Raw genomic sequence first — 20,486 nt, forward strand, 5'->3', positions numbered from 1 at the left:
CCCGGAGGCGCCGCACTTCACCGGTTCGAGACGACGGGGCGGCACCGCACAGGCGAGCAAGCGCCGTACGCCGTCGTACACGACTGAAGAATTCGCACAGCAAGGGGGTGGCCACATGGCCGGGACGGAACGGGCCGTGGGTGTGGTCCGGGCAGCAGCGACGATCGATCTGGACGGCAGCTGGGACGTGCTGTGGGGATCGGTCATCGGTGCCTCCGGCATGGGGCGCCTCGCCGACCTGGCCAGCGTCGTGGGGGTGGCGATGGTGGTGGTGAGCATCGTCGGCTGGATCTGGCAGCGCCGTCGTCGTGGCGGCGGCGGCGGGAGGAACGGTGGGCTGATCGTCGCACTCATCATTGGGGCCATCCTGGCTGGACCGAACGTGCTCCTGCCGCGGCTGCTGTGGATCGCCGACGCCCTCGTGAACGCGTTTGTCAGCCTGCTTGACGCGGTCTGAGGGGCGGGCCGGGACGATCATGCACAACCTGTACACGCTCACCGCGCTGACCGGGCGCGACGCCGACGCCAACCGCACCGTCATCGTGTTCGGCGTCGAAGCCCGCCAGCGACCCCTGGTCGTCGCGCTGGTGGCAGCCGTTCCCGGTCTCGTCATGACGCTGGTCCTGTGGCCCGCGTTGGGGGAGTTCGCCGTCCTCGTCCTGCCGACGATCGTGCTCGCCGCACTCGTCCTGGTGGAAGCGCGGGTGCGCACCGGGCTGCGACACCGGACCTACCAGGCGCTGCTCGACCGCGGGAGGTCGGACGCCGGGAAGTTTTTCCTCTGTGGACGCGAGATCGACCCAGGCCAGCGCGAGCTCACGATCCTGCAGACCGCCTGCATCCCGAACCCTGAGCTCAGCACGGCCCAGAGCCGGAACGGGGAGCCGCGGTGATGGCGCGTTCCCGTGGGGCCCGCACCCGGTCTGCCCATGCCGCCAAGCGTGTTGCCGCGCTCGTCCTCGCGGGCCTGCTGCTCGTCGCCGGACCTGCCGGTGCCGCGGCGACTGACCGAGGCACGGCCGACGGCGCAGTAGGAGGTGCGGTCGACCGAGTGGTCTCGGCTGTCGCAGGAGCGCCGGGCGGCCCAGGCGATCCGCAGCTGCTGCCGGTCAACCGGTGGAGCTCCCAAACGAACGAGCTGCACGGCCGACTGGGCACATTCGAGCTGACCGAGCGGGTACAGCGCAACGCGACCTACCCGGTGCTGCTGTCGCTGGGCAACTCGATGTGGTCCGGCGCCACAGGCATGACGTCGGCGGCGATCGAGTTCGACATCCTCGACTCCGCGGGACAGGAGGTCGACAGTGTGGCCGCCGGGATCGGCGAAGCGCTGGCCAGGTCAGGACTGCTGCTGGTCCTGGTGGTGCTCGGCATGTTCGGCGTGCTGTGGCGGGCGCGCCGTACCGGCAGCACGAGGGACATGGTGGCCATGCTGCTGCGGACAGCGGTCGCCGTCGGGCTGCTCGCCGTGATGATCTCCGGCGCGGAGCGCTCGACGACCACGGGTGGTGAGTTCCGGCCGGGGACATTCTCGCCCGGCTGGATCGTCACCACAACGAACGACCTGGTTGCCGCGGTGGCGTCCGCGCCCGCCGTGGCGCTGAGCGTCGCCGACACCCGCGCCGGGTACAACCACGATCAGGCCGAGGGTGCGATGTCGTGCGCCGACTACATTGCCACCCTCAAGGACACCTACCGTTCCGGGACAGTGACGGACCAGATGACAGGTTCGGTCCCGCTGGTGATGTCGGGCATGTGGGAGGCGACCGGCCTGGAGGTCTGGTCCACCTCCCAGTTCGGGGCTGAGAATCCGTACGGCGATCACATCTACTGCCGGCTCTTGGAACAGCGCGCCGGCGTGTCGCCTGCGGAGCAAGCGGCGATCACTGGCACAACCGGGGCGAACGAGCAGTCCCTCGCCTGGCACACGGCCATGAACGAGCAGGAAGACCGCACGCTGATCGCCTGGGCGCAGTGCCGCCAAACGGGCGCCGGCTGGACCCTCGCAGACGGCTGGGAACGCGCCGGGGGGACCAGGACGCCGTCGGGCACGATCGCAGATTGCGAAAGCTGGTGGCAGGGCGCCGCGTGGTTCGTCGACACGTCGGGTGAGCGGTTCGCGGACGACCGCACCTCGTTCGAGTGGCCGGACGCCGAGGCCATCAACACCGACGCCAACGACCCCCGGGTCCGCAACTTCCTGCTCACTTTGCACGGGCACACCGGCGGCGGGGTGACCTCGTCACTGGCGATGGTCTGGGCATACCTGCTTGCGAGCCTGATCGTCCTGATCGTGTTCGGGCTGATCGCAATCGCAGTGATCGTGGCGAAGGTGTCGATGGTCGTCATGATCATCGCCGCGATGTTCGCACCGCTGGTAGGTCTGCTGCCGGGCCGCCGCAACGTCGCTGGACGTTACCTCATGGTGCTGCTGAGCCTGTCGCTGTTCGTCCTCGGACTGCAGCTCATCCTCGGGTTCGTCACGCTCGTGACCTCACTGATGGTCACCGCCGGCCGCGGCCTGTTCGGCGGCGGGTCCATGGTCTCGATGATTTGGACCGGCTTCGCGCCCGCCGTCGGCCTCGTGGTGGTCCACCTGGTCTTCACCAAGGTGCTCCGGCTCCCGAGCCCGCTGACCCTGCAGGGCGGGCAGCTCTGGGCGCGGTCCGCGGCGAGCGGTGCACTCGGCGGTGCGCTCGGCGCACAGGTCATGGACCGGTGGCAGCGCCGCGGTGCAGCAATGGCCCGACGGGCACGAACCCGGGTGACTCGTTCGGTGATGCGAGGCACCGCGGCCCGCCTCGGGTTGCAGAGCGGCGCCCGACGGCGCTCCGGAGCGATCGTCGGTGCGGGTGCTGGCGCCGCAGCCGGCGGCGCAGTCGCTACCAAGGCCTCGGCAGCGCGCCCGGAGGTCCGACACGGCGCACGGACCTGGCAGACCCCCAAGCCCGACGACGGCACCGTCGGAGCGCCAGCCGGAGCAAGCGCGGCGCCAGCACGCGGGATCCGACGGGCTTGGGCGAAGGCCCGGGCTGCACGGACCACCGCCGGCCGGAGCGATCGTGCCGACCAGGCGCGGGCAGCGGCTGCCCGCGGCGCGAAGAACACCGCGCTGGGGCGATACCGCGAGGGGCTGCGCGCCCGCCGAACGCAGCTCGGTACCGACCTCGGCACGAAGGGCATCGCCAGAACCGTTGCCGCCCGAGCACCGGGCGCCGGCAGGACACTCGGTGCCGGCGCCCTGGTGGTCGCCACCGGTGGGCTGGCGGCTCCCGTGGTCGCCGCCGTTTGGGGTCACCGGCACCTGCAGCGGACAGCCCAGGCACAGCGACGCGTCGTCGACCAGCAGGAAGCAGAGCAATCGGCGAAGGCGCTGGCCCAGCAGCGTGCGGCCGCGGCACGTCGACGAGACGATCAGCCCGCTGCGGCCGTGCGTGGGCAGGGGGATGGTTTCCGACCATGGGCGGCAGCGGCGCGCCAGGCTGCGGCCTCTCCGATCACCCGCGGCGCCGGGGAACGCGCGGCCATCCGCGCGGTCTCGGACCGTGAGCCGCGAGCCGTCCGCGGCGCGAGCACCGAGCGCCGCCGGCCGCCGGCGGGTGACGCATGAGTGCCGTGTCCGGGTCCCCGGAACCGCTGCGGCACCCGGTCGGAGCCCCGAACAGCACGGGCGGCCGGTTTGCCCCGGTCATCCGGCTGGACACCGAGATCGACCTGGAACCGGCTAGCGACGCCGAGTACAACCTCGACGCGACCTTCGAGTACCCACCGATCCCGCGGTCGTTCCAGCAGCACGTCCAGTTCTGGGCACGCGTTCCCGTGCCGGACGCGGTGATCGCCCGTGTACGGATCGCGTACGCCACCCGGTGGCCCGAATGGGCACAGGAACGGAAATCAGAGTGGCTGGACTCCAATCCTCAACCGAGTGTCGGGCGACTCCGCGGGGGCCCGAACAACCGCAGGGAATGGCAGGAATGGCAAGTCCGCTACGACAAGTTCACCGCCGGCCTGGAGACCGAACGACCACGGGACCTGGCTCCGTTGATCGCCCGCACCGTGATCCGCGCGACGCAGATGTCCTACTACGCACCCCAACTGCCCGACGTCGCCGACCAGGCCCGAGTCGGTCGCGTACGCATGGCCATGGGCCCTGACCAGCGTTGGACAGTCCGGGAGATCTGTGACCGCTACAGGCTGGAAGACCTGCCCGCGGTCGCCTTCGAGGACCCGGGGACCGTCGCGGGCCTGAACCAGATGACCGAGGTCGATCTCATCGAGCGCCTGGTCGAACAGGCCGAGGAGCAGTATGGCTACGAGTGATAGCCCTGAGCCCGGCGCCATCCAGCAGGCCGCCCGCGACGTCGAGAAGGCAGCGACTGCCGCAGGCACCGCGACAGGCTCGCCCGTACTCGGGCGTGTGGCCGGAGTGTTGGCAAGTGGCACGGCACGATCGCTCACCGGGCGACGAATCTCCAAAGTGGCCGCCGCAGTCTTGGTGTCAGCGCTCGTGGCGGCCATCGCGGTCCCTGTACTGACGGTAATGCTCGCGGTGCACGGTGCGACGGTGCTCTTCGACGCCGACGGCGACGACGGAGGCTACGTCGCCGCGCAGGCGTGCTTCGCTGGATCAGGAGTCGAGGCGGGGCTGAGCGACGAACAGGCGCAGGTCGCCGAGGCTGTTCTCGCTGAGATTGCCGAGCGAGATCTTCCCGCGCAGGACGCTGTTATCGCCATCATGACCGGGCTGACCGAGTCGGGGCTGCGCTCGCTCGAGCACGGCGACGAAGCTGGGCCGGACTCACGTGGCGTCTTTCAGCAGCGTGCCCCATGGGGAAGCCTGGAGGAGCGGCTGGACCCCCGCGCTGCGACCGGCCTCTTCCTGGACGCCTTGACGAACAAGAATCTCCGGCTGTACGGGACGTCGGAGCTGCTGAACAGCCGCGACGGATCGCGCTACGACGTCAGACCATGGCTCGTGGCGCAGTCGGTTCAACGCTCCGCGTTCGACGACGGCCGCAACTACCGCGCGAACTACGAAGAGGCGGTCGGAGTCGTCGCAGCGATGCTTGGCCCCGATGCGGTGGCGGAGGCTGAACCTGAGCGCTGGGGTGTGGCCCTGCCGCAAGGCGACAGCACCGCCACGGGCACCTCGTGTAGCGAGGATTCTTCGGTCGGGGCGGCCACCGGTGGCTGGGGTGGTTTCGAGAACGGACGTATCCCGATCGACCAGTTGTGCGAGCTGTCGTTCGCGGTCGGCCACTACGCACGCTGCGACGCTGCGAGCGCCGTGGAGGAGCTGAGCACGGCCTTCCGGGAGGAGTTCGGTACGGACTTGGAGGTCACTGACTCCTATCGGTCCTATGAGCAGCAGGTCGTGACGAAGCGGGCCAAGGGACATCTGGCGGCCGTCCCGGGAACGTCGAATCACGGCTGGGGCACCGCTCTGGATCTCGGCGGTGGCATCAACCGGTTCGGCACCACACAGCATCGCTGGATGCAGGAGAACGCCGGCCGTTTCGGGTGGGTGCATCCGGAGTGGGCTCAAGCCGACGGGGCGAAGCCGGAACCATGGCACTGGGAGTTCAAAGGTTGTCCTACTCGAAGAGCGTGCAATTGAACACGACCGTGTCGTCGGCCCGGATCCGACCTGCTCGTCGATGCCCCTCGCCAGTGGTAGGTCGCGGGGCGACTTCGCCGGGTGAATGTCGGGCGCTAGACGCCGGTCTCGACCTGGCGCGGCATAGGTTGGGCGCATGTACGGTCGCGAAGCCGCCGAATGGGACAAGCTGGTCAGGGGTGGGACAGAGTTCCTCGTCGAACGCGCCCGGATGAAGCGGACCACGACGTATACCGAGTTGGACGCGGCGCTCGTGCGCCGTACTGGGCTGCGGGGATTCGACTTCTCGTAGGCAGACGACCGGGCGGCGGTCGGTGAGCTGCTTGGACGAATTGTGGAGGCTGACGTCACTGGCTACCCGGCAGGCAGGCTCATGCTTTCGGCGCTAGTGATCTACCTCAACGAGAACGATGCTGGCTCCGGGTTCTATACCCTCGCGACCAGTCTTGGACTCTTGCGTCCGGGAGCGTCGCGCGACGAGAAGACGGCATTCTGGATCGGCCAGGTCAACGGCCTCTTCACGCACTACGCGAACAGGAAGTAGGCACGCGCCACGTGCCGACGATGATCATCGTGTCGTCTGATCTGTCCGGGATCGCTTCTGCACCGGAGGCCTGTCGCATGCTGAGGCTGAATAAGTGATGAAGCGACCCTGCAAGCGTGACCCGTGGGCGAGGAGGAGCGATCTCGATTCCTTTCGGGCCGATGTGCTCGGAAGTATCGATCGGCTGAGGGCCGAGCTTGGTGTCGCGCATGCAGCGCCGTCAGTGGCAGCGGCCCGGCGGAAGCGGCTTGCCTGGGTGGCAGGCATTATCGCTTTGGCGACTGGCTTGCTCAGCTGGCAGCTCATGGCGAACGCGATCTCGGCGAGTCCCACGTCGACCGACCCGGGCCGGATCGGAGTCGCCGTCATCGACCAGGATGGGAAGCGGCCAGTCCAGATTTCCGCCCAGTTTGCGGTCGCCGCAGACTCCTCGACCCGGTTCCAGATCGTGGTGTCGGACCTCACCGACGCTACCGAAGAGGTAGCCCTGTTCTTCTGCGGCCCGATCCGGGACGGCTTGGATCTCGAGGAGGTGAACCAAGGTCCGTTGGTCCTGAGCCAAGCGCCGAACTCACCTGCCAGGTACGACTCCGTGCTCGGTGACCGCAGCGAGTGTTCGTATACGACGTCACGGCTTGAGCCGGGTCACCAGACGATCGTCGTCGGGCAGTCTCGGTATTCATTCCTGGCACGGACTGGCGCGAACGTCCTGTACACGGTGCCGGGTGTCAGGACGGTACTGACCCGGGAAGATCTCGGTGGAGAAACGATGGCGCCGCTCGACCCCGCTTCTACGGTAAGCATCACCATGGCTGGATTGCCGAACGACCTCCAGATTGCGGCTGCAGTTCCCCAACTGCCCGACTCTGGGTTGCCGTCGTGGTCGTACGAGGTCGGCGGTCAACCCAGAGTCCCTGGGGAGTACCGGGTGATGGGGCACCTGGTGACGGTGGAGAATCGTGCGCAAGCAACCGTCTTTTTCGCCGGTGCTTTTGTCGGGATCTCTGGCGCGGCCGTCCTCTGGTTGATCGAGATCCTCGTGACCGGAGCACTCGGCGGTCGCCCGCGGGGAGAACCCGCCGACCGGTGGGAGCAAACGAAAGAGCGTCCGCCGCCGCGGTCGTGAGCAGCGCAGGTGCCTGGTCCCACGCGGCAACTGGCGCCGCCCCTTCCTCGCTGGCTGCCACGCCTTGTACCGGTCCTTGGCCATCGCCCCCTTCCCGACTCCGCAGAGCGGCCGGGCAGGACGCCCTCCTCCACTCGAATACGAGCTATCACCAGTGAATCGGTGTGGGCACACGGCGATCAGGCGCGTGCCGCACTCCATCGCTGCATGGGAACTCAAGATCAGATTCGGCGTCCGGCTGGCGCGCCTGAATCGGCAGGTGGCCAGTTCGCGACGGCGTCCCGACCGGAAGCGGCAGTTCGTATCGGGGATCCGCTGCGACCCCGGGTCGACGCGGTGCGTGACTTTGTCGAGCGCTCGGCGCCGGTGAACCTCCAGGACGAGCACGTGTTGTCGCGTGAAGCAGCACGGGCCGGTGTGCGCGGGGCGCTGCCGGGCATGGCCGAAGTGGACTTCGAAAGGCACTGGATCAGCCTGGAGCAGGCCGCCGTTCAACTACAGCGATTCGCGCTGGACGAAGACGGCGAGGAGCCCGACGGCGCTCCCCTGGGCGACTTGTGTGGGGTGAGGATTGAGGACTTCCGCGGGTACGACGACCTAGACCGACCCAACGAGGCGGGCGGCTATGGGTATGACTGGCCTGCCATCTCCGAGGCGGTTGCCGATGCCTGGAGCGAGTGCTGCATGAACGCGCCAGTGCTGCAGTGAGGGCGTCAGCCGCATCAGGGCAGGACGGCAACCAGGGGAGGGGTTCGGCTGCGGCGTAGGTGATCCGCACATCAGGGGTGCAAGGCCTCACCAAGGGCCGGGACCTGGACACTGGCATTTCCCCCGATGCTGGCGGCCGACCCCCTTGGTGAGGCCGCTCCAACTCGTGACAGCGTTCGCGTGACGGATCCCGGTGTTACGGGTGCCGGGCTGGGCGCGCCAGCGGTGCGTCGCGGGTGGGTGCATTGTCGAGTGGAGGACGGACTCGACAACATGCATGACTCACACGACGGTGACGGCGCCTGCAGCGGGGTCAGGATAGAAGGCCGTCGCGAGCCAGTGCGGTATGCAGCAGCGCGCGGGCGGCGGACAGGTCCTGTTCGTCGAGGTGACCGCGCAGGTAGACGGTGCCGTGGTAAGCGGCCAGGGTCGCTTCGTGCGGTGGGAGGCCAGCAGCGGTGAGCTCAGCGAAGAGATCCGCTGCGGTCTCCACGAGCTCCCGGGCCGAGGATGAGAGGTTGGGGTCGGTACCTGCCTCGATGGTGGCCAGCCGCCAGCTCAGGCGGTGTCCCTGCGTCTGCTCGGCCCCCCGACTGGTGTCATAAGTGGGCTGCTCGTCGGGAAGGCTGTCGAAACTGGCATCCATGACGTCGCGGCCCAGGATCTCCCGGAAGATCAGCAGGGCCATGGGGCCATGGACGTACTTGTGCGGTCGCTGGAACGACCCGAGGGCGGGGTCGAGGAGCTTGGCGACCTTGTTCACGACGTGGGAGGTGGCATGCTCCTTCGTCATTTCTCTGATCGCCTGGTAATTCGCGGCGCCGTCGCGTGCAGCGCGCCAGGCGGCGTTGACGACCTGGGCGAGGGTGGCGGCGGGGTGCACGCAGAGCGTGTCGATGAGCCGGTCACGTTGCGTGGGGGTGAGCTTGGGCAGATTGTGATCGGCGAGCTGGTAGGTGACGATCCGGATCATCTCGTCCAGGAGGACCTCGCGCGCCGCCTGCATGATCGCTTGGTCGGTGGAGAGAGCGGCTTTACGGCGGGCGATCTCGGCATCGACGGCAGTGGCACCGTCGGGTGTGAAGTGCATTCGCGCGTTGCTGGGGTACCAGCCTTCGAACGCCTGCTCGTCGGCGGGGTCATCGCTCGCCCAAGCGAACAGGCTGGCCGGGGTCTCGACCTCGGCGATGCGGTGGGCGTTGAGCTCGCGCACGATCGGGTCAGCGTCCTCGACCCACGGCAGAGACGCTGGAGCGGAGACTTCGCCGCGGAGCATCGCAACTGCGGTGAGCAGGGCGTGCGTGGACATCCGTTGGACGAGGTCCCCGGCAGTGCCGTCCAACTGCGCGTCGGTGAACCACCGCAAGGCTTTCGCCGACCGAAGCAAATCCCTCTGCACGATACGAATGTCCTGCTCGGCACGGGCGTGGTCACGCACCTGGGAGCACTCGTCGCACGACGTCCCCGCAGCCTGCGAGCTCTGGCTCAGCGCGTCCCTGAGCTGCTGGCGGACTCGAATCCGTACCAGGGCACCGCACGACGAGCACGCCACAGACGCGCAGGTCACGTGGGAAACGTCCTTGACTCGCCAGCTGAGCGCTCCGGGGTGCTTTAGATCGAAGTCTCTAGCCAGCTCGGACACCGTGTGCGCGAACCCGACCCGCTGCGTTCCGGTCGGCGGCGCGGTCTGCCAGTACATACGGGCCAAACGCTCGTCATCCTGGCTCGCGCCGCGATCAATGTGAACCTGCAGCGACAGCTTGTCAGCCATGAGGTGGACCGTACGCGAGATGCCTGCCGGGCGCGACGATGGCGGCTCGGCCACCACTTGTGATTCGGCACCGGTGCCCGCGCTGTCGCCGGGCGCGGAGGTTCAGATCGCGACGACGAGGTGCACGCCGCGTCAGGCCGACGGTGGTCCAGGTTCCCGCCCGACCGCCTCGAGAGCGTCCAGATGAGGCCACAGCGCGTCGCGCACGCGGTACAGGTCATCGCGGACCTTTCCGGCCACGTTCTGTGCGACCGTGTTCGTGTCCGGGTCTGTTCGATCGAGGCCTTGCATTTGCTGGGACCAGTACTGATGCCCGAGCGGGCTGTCGGGCGCCAGCAGTGCGTCGCCGAGCAGCAGTACGGTTCTCACGTCCTGTGCCGAGAGATCGGTGCTCGCGTCCAGCGCGGTGATTAGGTGATCGGCGAGCAGCGCCGTTGCGGCCGGCGCCATGTCATCCATGAGCGCGACTGCGGACTGGATGGCCCATGACGGATCCTCACCTGGCACCTGGAAGGCGTCCGCCAGCTCGATCCCGTCGAGCACGTCGTCGTGCTCGCCTGTCTGCCACCGACGAATGCGCGCCAGGACGGCGTCGTCGGTGACATCGAGCCCGCGGTCTGCCAGAACATCGCACCACGTGCCCGACTCGACGTCGTACAGTCCAGACACGGACATCTGTAAGGCGACGCGCACAGCCCAGACCTCGTCCGGCTCGATCGCCTGCGTGCCGTCCTCCTGCTCCAGGACGTAGCGGCCAGCGACCTCGGCCGGCAGCCAGAACAGCGGGTGCCAGAGCTCCGCCGGGGCGATCGGGTCGCGCGCAGCGAGACGACCGTCGGCGTGGTAGCGAGGCAGAGCGACAGCGACATGCGGCGTGCAGAGCACGCAGTCCGGTACCAGGCCGGTGGCCCTGATGAAGTCGGTGTTCCGGAGGGCGACATCGAGCGCCGACATCGGCAGCAGTAGCGATTCCCCGCGTTCCAGCAGCGAGCGCCTGCGTCGTGTCGTGATCTCCATGATCGGTGCACCTCCGTGGTCCGTCGTGTCGATGGCCAACATGCGCACTACACATGAGTTCGATTCTTCGGCCGCACTTCATCTGGGCGTGGACAGCAGCCGAGCAGTGGTCGGGAACGCCGTGACGAGGCCCTACTACACCGACGACGCCGTGACGCTGTACCACGGGGACTGCCTCAAGGTGCTGCGCGAGATCCCCGACGCGAGCATCGACGCCGTAGTGACCGATCCTCCCTATGGGCTCGGCTTTATGGGCAAGGAGTGGGACAGCGGCAAGTCGTTCGTCGAGCGCAAGGCCGACAAGCGCAACACTTTCGACCACGTCGGCGGGAACCACAACCCCGCCAGCAGTGCCGATCAGCAGCGCACGCGTCTACGCGAGAACACCGCCTACGAAGACTGGTGCACCGCCTGGGCCACGCAGTGCCTACGCGTCCTGAAGCCAGGTGGGCACCTGGTCGCGGCCGGCGGCGCGCGCACCTGGCACCGGCTCGCCGCAGCCGTCGAGGACGCTGGGTTCGAGATCCGCGACAGCATCGCGTGGCTGCACGGCCAGGGTTTCCCGAAGTCGCTCGACGTTGCCAAAGCCGTCACCAGGCTGTTGGAAGACTTCGGGGATGTTACCGGCGATACGGCGGTCGCCGTCGAGCAGGGGAGTGAGCCGCCCGCTGCCCGCTCACGCAAGGCCGACACTCTCGAGCGTCGAACAGGATTGGAGGCAGCTCAGCGCTGGGAGGGCTGGGGAACCGCGCTGAAGCCAGGGTTCGAGCCGATCGTCGTCGCCCGGAAGGCTCTCGCCGGCACGGTTGCGGCGAACGTCTTAGGGCACGGAACCGGGGCCCTGCACATCGATGCCTGCCGCGTCGGAGACGGCTCCGATTCACAGGGAGACCGTTCACCGCACGAGGTGTCCGCCGCGGTGCGGTACACCGAGAGGGGCGCGGTCACCTTTGCGGCAAAGCCCGGGCCTCGCGGCGGAGCGCCGTCGGGCAGGTGGCCGGCAAACGTCGTTCTCGACGGGGCACAAGCGGCGGAGTTGGACCGGCAGTCCGGCAACCTCACCAGCGGTGCGAACCCGATCCGTCGCGGCTCCGACAAATTCCGTGACACGTACGGTGACTTCAAGGGCCAGGAGGTGTGCACGCCGGCTCGTGGCGCGGACTCCGGCGGCGCATCTCGGTTTTTCCCGATCTTCCGCTATGAGGCCAAGGCGCCTGCCTCGGAGAGGCCACGCGCGGGCGACATCGCGCACCCCACAGTCAAGCCGCTGGGGCTCATGCGGTGGCTCGTGCGACTGGTCACCCCGCCCGCTGGCCTGGTGCTCGACCCGTTCGCCGGGTCCGGCACAACGGCCGAAGCCTGCGTCATCGAGGGCGTCCGTTGCATCGTGATCGAGCGCGAGGCCGACTATCTGCCTCTGATCACCGCTCGCCTCACCAAGCCGCTGCAGCCCGGCCTCGACCTCGGGACGGCGGGCACATGACGAGATACGACGCCGGGCGCCGGTTCGAGTGGCGGGTCCGTGACGAGCTGGTCGACGACGGGTATGCCGTGATCCGCTCGGCCGGGTCGAAGACCAAGGTCGACTTGGTAGCGATAGAGCCTGGACAGTGGCTCTTGGTCCAGTGCAAGCGCGACGGCCGCATCAGTCCGGCAGAGCGCACCAAACTCCTGAGTCTTGCGTCCACGTGCGACGCGCTTCCGGTCGTGGACGCGCTCGACGGCGGCCGCCGGTTCCGCCGGTAACCAAATCGGAGATCCTGGGCGGACCTGAGAAGCCTCCGAGGCGGCGCTCGCAGTCATGTCCCCGCGGTGTGCGTGATTGTGTGGGTCGGCGACCGGTTGTTCCTACGCGGGCAGCGCCTGCGTGATCGCGTGGGCCAGATGGCGGGCCTGGCCGTCGACGGTCGGTTCGTCGAGCCAGATCCTGATCGCTAGGTCAATGATCTCCTCGGCGTGATAGCGCGAGAGGCTTCTGCCGATGGAGTCGAAGACTTGTTGATGGGGCCCGAACTGGGCCGCTTGCAGAGCGATCAGCAGTTCGGGTTCCGTGACGCCGAGAGATTGCGCCGCGGTTGTGACACCCGCGGTAAGCGCGTTCAACAGCTCGGATTCTGGTGTAATGCCCGGCAGAAACAAGATGGCTGCCTTGTCCGGCTGGTCGCGCTGATCGCCGTCAAGAACACCAACGGCCGCGATCCTTCGCGAGTTGCTGACGACGTCGACTGCCTGGCGAACGGCGCTATGACCGCCACTGGCGATGATCTCCAGCTCACCTGCGCAGTGGCCGGCGTGGCGCTCCAGGATCCGTCGAGTCATTCTGGCCGCAAGGACGTCCTCGACGAAGACCAAGCCCTTAACCGGAACTGGGTCTCGGGACAAGGACCGCAGTACCGCCTCGGTGCTAGCGATCCGGTCCACCCGAGCGCCGTCTCCGCCTCGGGTGACCAGCCTGACGCACTCTGGTGGCACTCGGCGGATCATCGAGTCCGCGTGGGTAACGACGATTGTTTGGCATCCCTTGGCCAAGGTCCGGCGGGCGATCTCGTCGATGAACGCACGATGCCCCGGGCCTGCCAGGAACGCCTCCGGTTCATCGATCAGCACCAGGTCGCCTTCGCGTGCGAACTCCAGATGCCACAAGACGTGGGTGACCCAATGCTCTGCGTGGCTCATCGTCGAGGTATCGAAGGGCACGCCGTCGCGGTCGCCGCGGAGATACGGCACGCGCGGCGCGCGAGGCTCGTCGTACCAGCTGTACTCCAGCCAGTCGTAGCTGCGTCCGGTGATGCTGCTGAGCGTGCCCAGGTGCTTCTTCTCGAAGAGGTGGCCCGCCGTCAGCTCCTGGAATTCGGACAAGTTCGAAACGGCGTACGCCAGGTCGTCGTGGGCGGTGTAGGTCGAGAGCATCGCAGACGAGGGGAGCTCATCGGCAGGGAACGTCTCGAGCTCAGGGTCGTCGGAATCGGGTGAGGCCAGCATGACCAGCTCACCGGGCACTCCCTGGTGCTCCATCAAGAGCCGGTAGCGGCCCTTCAAGCTACTCGGATGACGCGGCAGAGCCGGCGGCAGTCGCGAACCGCCCTGCGTCGTAGGGAGAGCTTCATGCAGCATGTTGAGCAGGTAGGTCTTGCCCGACGTGTGGAGTCCCACCAGCAGCGTGAACTGCCCGAGCTCGGCGGTTCCCGGTGCGAAGACGACCGACTTTTCGATGTCGATCGTTCGTATCCGACCAGGCTGTTCCTTGAGCCGATTCCAGACCCGCTGCGGCGACTCATCGCGACGTCCCACGAACTATCCTTTCCTTGATCGCCCTTCGAGAAACTGGCCGAGCAGAGGTTCGCGACGTCGCGAGTCAGCGCCAGCGGCGAAGAGACAGGGATTGCCGGGTGACACACATCGGCGAACGCACAGCCTAGCCACGACCGTTTCCTCACGCGGAGCGCACGCGCGGAAGTGGGGTGGCCCTATCCACGCGTAGGGCTCACAGGCGCGGATCTGGCGGATAGAACTGCGTTAACGTCGGCGGGGCCACGCCGCACATCCGCTCACGCATGACTCCGCCAACAGCATCCCGCGGGTTCGTGCATCTGCATGTCCACTCGGAGTTCTCGCCGATCGACTCGCTGGTCCGAGTTCCCGACCTGGTTCAAGCCGCCGCCAAGGACGGGAACCCGGCCATCGCCCTCACCGACCACGGGACGCTGGGCGGTATCTGGAAGCTCGGCCAGCGTGCTGGTGCGGCGGGGATCAAGGCGATCCCTGGTCAGGAGTTCTACCTCGCGATCGGCTCCCGGCACGAGCACAACAGCATCGATGTCGCGCGGACTGAGGCCGCGAAGTCCAAGCGCTATGAGCACCTGACTGTCCTGGCCGCAACGCGTCCTGGCTGGCACAACCTCGTCGCCCTGTCGAACAAGGCGCAGGACTCCTACTGGTACAAGCCGCGCATCGACTACGAGCTCCTGACCGAGCACGCAGACGGGCTGGTCGTGCTGACGGGCTGTCTCGGCGGCCCCGTCGCCGGAGCGCTCGCTCGGGGCGACGACGCTGGCGCCCACGCAGCCCTCGAACAACTCTGCGAAGCGGTCGGCTATGACCGCGTCTTCGTGGAGGTCATGGACCACGGCATCCCCGAGCAGGCCGCGGTCCTGCCAGGCCTGCGAGCCCTGGCCAGCGAGTACGGCCTGCTGTTGGTCGCGACGAACGACGCCCACTACCCGCGTCCCGACCAGGCCGAAGCTCATGACGCGTGGCTCGCCGTCGGCACCCGTGCGAAGGTGTCCGACGTCGACCGGTTCCGTTTCCACGGACACGGGCATCACCTACGCACCGAGTCTGAGATGCGAGCGCTGAACGTTGAGGACTGGTGGCAGGAAGCCTGCGGCAACACGCTGCGCGTCGCGCAGCTCGTGGACGACGACGTCCTGCCCGATCCGGCGCTGCGCTTGCCAACGTTCCCACTGCCCGAGCATCCGGACTGGAGGGACGACGGCGTTGCGCCGACGTCATCCGCGATGTTGCGTGATCTTGTCCGGCAGGGCGCCCGTGAACGATACGGGGAGGATCCTGGCCGGCGGGGACGTCTTCCGCGCGAGGTCAACGCACGGCTGAAGGCTGAGTTCGCGGTGGTCGAGTCGATGGGCCTGTCCGACTACTTCCTCATCACGTGGGACCTGGTCACCTGGGCGCGTTCGGACCGCGGCATGCCGACCGCGGACCATCCCGACGGTGCCCCCGGCGGCAAGGAGCCGATCCGGGTTGGGCCTGGGCGCGGTAGCGCCGCTGGATCGGTGATCTCCTACTGCTTGGGGATCGTGAACCTGGACCCGATTGCCCACGGGCTGCTGTTCGAGCGATTCCTCGATCCGACGCGAACTGGCATGCCAGACATCGACAGCGACTTCGAGCAGGCCCGCCGCGACGAGATCCTGGCCTACCTCCAGGCGCGCTACGGGCGCGACCACGTCGCACGACTGGGCACTTACGGGATGGCCGCCACTCGCGCCGCGATCAAGGATGCAGCTCGCGTCCTCGGGCTCACATCGCTCGGGAGTCGCCTCACACCGCTGGTCCCCATCATCGACGCGCATCCGGCCACGTTCGCCGTTCTGGACGATACGTCGGTCCCTGCCGGTGCGGCCTTCCGCAATGCGGTTAAAGCGGCGGGCGGCGACGGCGCCCGCCTGGTCGCGCTGGCACGCGACTTCGAGGGAGTGACGAAGCTCGAAGGGATCCACGCCTGCGGCACGCTGATCGCTGACGAGCCGATGGACCAAGTCGTCCCTCTGCGGCGCGACCGATCGAAGGGCGCCGGCCCGGACGCTCTGCGCATAACGTCGTGGGACGGCAAGGACGTCGAGGACTACGGACTGCTGAAGCTCGACGTGCTGGGCCTCCGGACCCTCGATGTCATCTCGGTGACGCTCCGGTTCATCGAGACGAGCACGGGGTTGCACATCGATCCTGACGGCCTGACACCGGGCGACGGGTCCGCGAGAGATCGTGCGGCGTGGGAGTTGGTCGCTGACGGGCGCACGGCTGCGGTATTCCAGCTGGAGTCTGACGGGATCACACGACTGGCCCAGGCGATCGCGCCATCAAGCCTGGCCGACCTGACGGCCCTGGTCGCGCTCTACCGGCCAGGCCCGATGGGCGTCGGAGCACATGAGATGTACGCCGCCCGCAAGAACAATCGCGAAGCGATCTCGTACGACTACCTCACCCAAGATCCCGCCGAGATGGAGGCCATCGCATCCGTGCTGGCCGAGACGTACGGGCTGCCTATCTACCAGGAACAGGTCATGCTCCTGGCGTCGGTGGTGGGCGGACTCGACGCCGGCATGCGCAACTTGCTGCGCAAGGCGTTCTCGAAGAAGGACGCTCAAAGCCTGGCCCAGGTCCGACAGGCCATGTTCGATGGCGCCATTGCAGGTCATGGCATCTCGGGTGTGCAGTTCACCGCCACGACACTCGAGCGGCTTTGGGCGTTGTTCGAGTCCTCCGCGTCGTACTTGTTCAACAAGTCCCACGCGGCGACCTACGGTCTACTGACCTACCAGACCGCGTACCTGAAGGCTTCATGGCCGGTCGAGTTCGCGGCGGCCGTTCTGGCCACGACCGACGCCGAGAAGAAGCGACTGGCGATTCTGACTGACCTACAACGTGAGGGCATCGAGGTCCGGGCGCCTGACGTCAACCGGTCGGCTTTGACGACCGTCCCCGACGACCGAGCAGTCCTTCTTGGGCTCAGTGAGGTCAAGGGCGTCGGCGCGGACGCGGCGGCGATCATCGCCGAGCGAGAACGTGGCGGGCCATTCGCCTCGATGGCCGAGCTGTTCGCCAGGGTCTCGGTGAGCGGATCGACCCTCCGGATCAATCTCGTCGAGGCATTGGTCGAAGTCGGTGCCTTCGATTCGTTCGGTCCGAGGCTCGGCCACCTGATGATCACGCGGGCGGTCCGAGACTGGCCGGACCTGGTTACACCCGAGGTCGAATGGGGCGTGCTTGAGCGCGGGGCCCGCGAGCGTGCCCGGCTGGGGCTGACGACGGGGACAAGCCCACTCATCACGCTGAGGGCCAAGATCGGAGCCGCAGCGCGCAGTGCGTTGCGGACCGGCGAAGCGATCACGAACTCGGTGGCGGACGTCGCCGACGGCAGTCGGTGCACCATGGTCGGAATCCTCACGGCGTGGGCTCAGCGGGGGTACTCGAAAGGTCAGATGGCCAACCTGACCTTGGAGTGCGCCGACGGATCACTCAGCGGAGTGATGTGGGACGACGACCTGAGCCGACTCGATGAGACGCCCGTCGTGGGGTCCGTGGTGCTTGTGCGAGGCAGGGTCAGGGCCCAGCGCGTCGAGGTCGAATCGATCAGTGACGACGGCGAGATGACTGTCGAGCAGATCATCCGGCGGGACCTGACCATCCACAGCATGGCGGCGCTGGACATCGAGAAGCCGGTGCCAGTCGCACTGCCGGACGGTGAGCTGCTGGCATGGCCGGAGAACGACGAAGTGATGAGCGAGCTCCTGGAGCTCCCCCTGGAGCGCGACCAGGACGGCAGTGAAGCGAAGGCGAGCCCCGAGATGAGTAACCAAATCGTCGTGCATCGGATCGGTATTGGCACAATTGTGCACTCCGACGACGTGCTCGATCTGTTCGACGAGGTCGGCTATCCGCCACCGTGTCTCTACACGACAGAAGGTTCTGCCGCCGTGACATCAAGGACCACCGGGATCGCCGTTGTGGTTGTCGGCGAACGGACCTTGGTGCCTACCGATGCCGACGTCCGAGCGAACTTGCCGGCGGAGGGCGCCTGGGGTGTCGTCGGGCGCGGTTGATGTAGCCCACCACGATGGCGTGAAATCGCTTCGTGCGGTGCCTGACGTGAAACGGTCCCTACGTGGATGGGGCGCCGGTGTCGATCCACGTAGATCTTGCTAGCGGCTCGGTCGCTCGCCGTTGACTACTCGTCATCTCCGAGTTGTGACGCTTTCGGAAGGCGCGGCCGACGGAGACCGAGACAGCAGCCAGCGCAGCTTGGAGTTCAATCGGCTTGCCCGTTGCCAATCCTGCGCGGAGAAGGGGGTGCGTCGCACCTTCCCGCTGGAGCTCGACAAGGAGCCTTTCAGCGGTCGGGGCCTGGGCTCGTTCAAAGTCGATCATCGTGCCGCGTACATGAGGCGTGAAGCTGTCGAGCAGATCCGCGACCCTCCCAACCTTGCGATCTCGGTCTTGCGACGCCGCGGCAAGGTCTGCTCGCGCCTCGGTGGGATGTACCGCTGGGGCCGTTCCCGCCCCAACAGCAGCCATGGTTCCTTGCGCGGTGTCGAGCACCGCTTGGGCGCTGCCCAACTCGGTTACGTGGTTGTGCCATGACGGGTGCGCAGTCAGAAACTCGACCATCCCTAGGATGTCGGCGAGTTCCCAGGCGTCTTGGTATGCGCGCTGACCCAGAGCGAGGTGTTCGACGAAGATCGGTTGAAGCGTCTCGAACGCGCGCGCCGAAGGCGGGGACGGGAATACGAAGTTGCTAGCGGCGAGCAGTCTTTCGGGCAGCAGCGTAGAGCGACCATAGTTGAGCTCCGCGCTCCCGTGAAGTAACCGTTGCGCAAGCTCGAAGCGGCCCGTCGCCACAGAACCAACCAGAGCTGCCTGGTACAGCAACGTGCCACACAGGCGTGGCAACTGAACGAAGCTCGTCCCCGCAGAGTCAATGTTGTCGGACGTGAAACGGCGCAGATCGTCGAACCACCAGGCGTCTGTCGTCTCGTTCCCCCAGTATGCCGCCGCCGCCACGAGGCCGGCCGGGATTAGCGTGGCTTCAGTGAGCCGGTCGAAGACCTGCCCGTAGGTGTGCGCCTTCTCCAGGTCGTGGGGAGCCTGGTTGAGGTGCTCATGCTCACGGAGCTCGGACAGTGCCCGGCGGAGTCGATCGTGCGTGTTGACCGCCACTGGGAGCCCAGCGAGGTCGCGTTTGGTGGCTACGACGGCCTCGGCGAGGCTGAGCGGGTGCCGCGCCTGTCGGTCGCTGATCGCCGCCACCGCATCTGCCAGGCGTCCGACCTTCTCGTCGGCTGTCCCTGTAACGTGCACGATCCTGTTGCGGCGGGCGAAGTCGGCCGCCGCCGGTTCCAGCTCGCCACGATTGATCCAATACGACGTGTACTGCAGCAGCAAATGCTTGTCGATCAACGTCCGCAAGGCTACGTCGTACTCGGCCGACCACCCAACAACGAGAAGCGCATAGTCACTGAGGACTCGGGCCAGGAAGCTTTGCAGCTCGGGCTCATAGTCCGCGAGTTCGCTGGCCGTGTTCTTCATCGCCGTCGGGGTGAGGTAGTCCCCGTGCAGATGTACAACCACAGCCGGGATCGTGTGCAGGGGGCCCAACGCCGCGAGTTCAGTCGGTGAGTGCACGATGTAGGGCGAGATCCCTTCGTCGCGCAGCGCCGTCTCCATGAGGTGGTCGAAGTTCAGCGTCAAGAAGACCCGTACGTGCCCTGATGCCGCGAGCCGCGCGAGAGCACGGTGCGCTGCGCTCGGCAACGGAGCTGGAACATCCGAGTCAACGGTCTGCGGCTCGAAGATCTCGCGCAGGAGTGCCTGCCGCGCGTGCTGCGTTGTCCCTTGTTCCTCGAGGAGCGACTCGTAGGTTGCCTCCTGTCCGAAGCGGGACTGGTACCACGAGTGAGGGCTCTGGCCATTGAGATCTGCCCCGTCAAGGTTTGCGAGCCGTTCGATCAGGTGTTCCTGCACACCCCAGGCAGAGAGCACCCCCGCGGATACCGAGATACCCGCGCCGAGCAACACTGCATAGGCGTCAGGGGTTGCATCCATCGTGCTGGCGAGCGTTAGGACCGGATCGTACGAGCTACCACGCTCGTTCTGGGTACGCGCGGGATGGTCGGCGATTGATGGGGAAGTGGCATCAGTGGTCACGCGCTGACCGTACTTCGCGCCGTGGTCAGGATCCATAGAACTGCACTGAAGGGCGTGTGCCAGCGTGAGGATGCTCGGTCGCGGTGGACGCCGTCTGAGTCCGTCGCATGTGCCTCTCGTCGCGACAGGGATCCTTTGCCCGGAGTCGTCCAGCGAGCAGGACGTCGTATCGCAGTTGATGACGTGTTGACGCCTCAGGTCGTTCCGCGCATTGCCGCACATCAGTCCTTGCAGAGGCGCCACCCGGTGCCACGTCGTG

The 20,486-nt window shown here is 67.1% G+C and carries 15 protein-coding genes; 11 read left to right on the forward strand and 4 right to left on the reverse strand.

The window, feature by feature from the left end; translation table 11 throughout:
- Positions 1–115 precede the first annotated feature (115 nt).
- The 8 genes from ACFT2C_RS06290 to ACFT2C_RS06325 all read left to right on the forward strand — a co-directional run bounded on the left by ACFT2C_RS06290 (position 116) and on the right by ACFT2C_RS06325 (position 7,995).
- Positions 116–457, forward strand: coding sequence for a hypothetical protein (locus tag ACFT2C_RS06290; RefSeq protein WP_377206165.1), 342 nt, complete (start codon positions 116–118; stop codon positions 455–457).
- Positions 444–893, forward strand: coding sequence for a hypothetical protein (locus ACFT2C_RS06295; RefSeq protein WP_377206166.1), 450 nt, complete (start codon positions 444–446; stop codon positions 891–893). The genes ACFT2C_RS06290 and ACFT2C_RS06295 overlap by 14 nt, the downstream gene beginning before the upstream one ends.
- Positions 893–3,610, forward strand: coding sequence for a hypothetical protein (locus ACFT2C_RS06300; protein WP_377206167.1), 2,718 nt, complete (start codon positions 893–895; stop codon positions 3,608–3,610). The genes ACFT2C_RS06295 and ACFT2C_RS06300 overlap by 1 nt, the downstream gene beginning before the upstream one ends.
- Positions 3,607–4,320 (forward strand): hypothetical protein, encoded by a 714-nt coding sequence (locus ACFT2C_RS06305; protein ID WP_377206168.1) that lies wholly within the window; start codon positions 3,607–3,609, stop codon positions 4,318–4,320. Before ACFT2C_RS06300 ends, ACFT2C_RS06305 begins: the two co-directional genes overlap by 4 nt.
- A complete protein-coding gene (locus ACFT2C_RS06310) occupies positions 4,307–5,617 on the forward strand; it encodes a D-alanyl-D-alanine carboxypeptidase family protein (RefSeq protein ID WP_377206169.1) in 1,311 nt (436 codons plus the stop codon). Before ACFT2C_RS06305 ends, ACFT2C_RS06310 begins: the two co-directional genes overlap by 14 nt.
- Positions 5,618–5,753: 136 nt before the next feature.
- Positions 5,754–5,909 (forward strand): hypothetical protein, encoded by a 156-nt coding sequence (locus ACFT2C_RS06315; RefSeq protein ID WP_377206170.1) that lies wholly within the window; start codon positions 5,754–5,756, stop codon positions 5,907–5,909.
- 556 nt (positions 5,910–6,465) lie between these two features.
- Complete coding sequence (locus tag ACFT2C_RS06320) at positions 6,466–7,287, forward strand: hypothetical protein (protein ID WP_377206171.1); 822 nt, start codon at positions 6,466–6,468, stop codon at positions 7,285–7,287.
- A gap of 207 nt (positions 7,288–7,494) precedes the next feature.
- Entirely contained in the window at positions 7,495–7,995 is a 501-nt protein-coding gene (locus tag ACFT2C_RS06325) for a hypothetical protein (protein WP_377206172.1), read from the forward strand.
- A 313-nt stretch (positions 7,996–8,308) separates the two neighbouring features.
- Here ACFT2C_RS06325 and ACFT2C_RS06330 read toward each other — a convergent pair whose 3' ends face one another.
- The gene (locus tag ACFT2C_RS06330) at positions 8,309–9,766 is read right to left on the reverse strand and encodes a hypothetical protein (RefSeq protein WP_377206173.1); all 1,458 of its coding nucleotides are present in this window, start codon (positions 9,764–9,766) and stop codon (positions 8,309–8,311) included.
- Between the two features lie 132 nt (positions 9,767–9,898).
- Entirely contained in the window at positions 9,899–10,783 is an 885-nt protein-coding gene (locus tag ACFT2C_RS06335) for a hypothetical protein (RefSeq protein ID WP_377206174.1), read from the reverse strand.
- Between ACFT2C_RS06335 and ACFT2C_RS06340 the strand changes: the two genes are divergently transcribed.
- Together ACFT2C_RS06340 and ACFT2C_RS06345 are read left to right on the forward strand one after the other, a co-directional pair.
- A complete protein-coding gene (locus ACFT2C_RS06340) occupies positions 10,782–12,266 on the forward strand; it encodes a DNA-methyltransferase (protein WP_377206232.1) in 1,485 nt (494 codons plus the stop codon). The genes ACFT2C_RS06335 and ACFT2C_RS06340 overlap by 2 nt on opposite strands.
- Positions 12,263–12,529: a hypothetical protein gene (locus ACFT2C_RS06345; RefSeq protein ID WP_377206175.1), complete on the forward strand. Its 267-nt coding sequence runs from the start codon at positions 12,263–12,265 to the stop codon at positions 12,527–12,529. The genes ACFT2C_RS06340 and ACFT2C_RS06345 overlap by 4 nt, the downstream gene beginning before the upstream one ends.
- A gap of 102 nt (positions 12,530–12,631) precedes the next feature.
- Here ACFT2C_RS06345 and ACFT2C_RS06350 read toward each other — a convergent pair whose 3' ends face one another.
- Complete coding sequence (locus tag ACFT2C_RS06350; RefSeq protein ID WP_377206176.1) at positions 12,632–14,074, reverse strand: hypothetical protein; 1,443 nt, start codon at positions 14,072–14,074, stop codon at positions 12,632–12,634.
- A 293-nt stretch (positions 14,075–14,367) separates the two neighbouring features.
- On the opposite strand from ACFT2C_RS06350, the gene ACFT2C_RS06355 reads away from it, so the two are divergent.
- Complete coding sequence (locus ACFT2C_RS06355) at positions 14,368–18,126, forward strand: DNA polymerase III subunit alpha (RefSeq protein WP_377206177.1); 3,759 nt, start codon at positions 14,368–14,370, stop codon at positions 18,124–18,126.
- A gap of 58 nt (positions 18,127–18,184) precedes the next feature.
- Here the strand turns inward: ACFT2C_RS06355 and ACFT2C_RS06360 are convergent, their stop codons facing one another.
- A complete protein-coding gene (locus ACFT2C_RS06360; protein WP_377206178.1) occupies positions 18,185–20,227 on the reverse strand; it encodes an SIR2 family protein in 2,043 nt (680 codons plus the stop codon).
- Between the last annotated feature and the right edge of the window lie 259 nt (positions 20,228–20,486).

Source organism: Promicromonospora sp. NPDC057138 (assembly GCF_042670845.1).
In the GTDB taxonomy this organism is placed as follows: Bacteria; Actinomycetota; Actinomycetes; order Actinomycetales; family Cellulomonadaceae; genus Promicromonospora.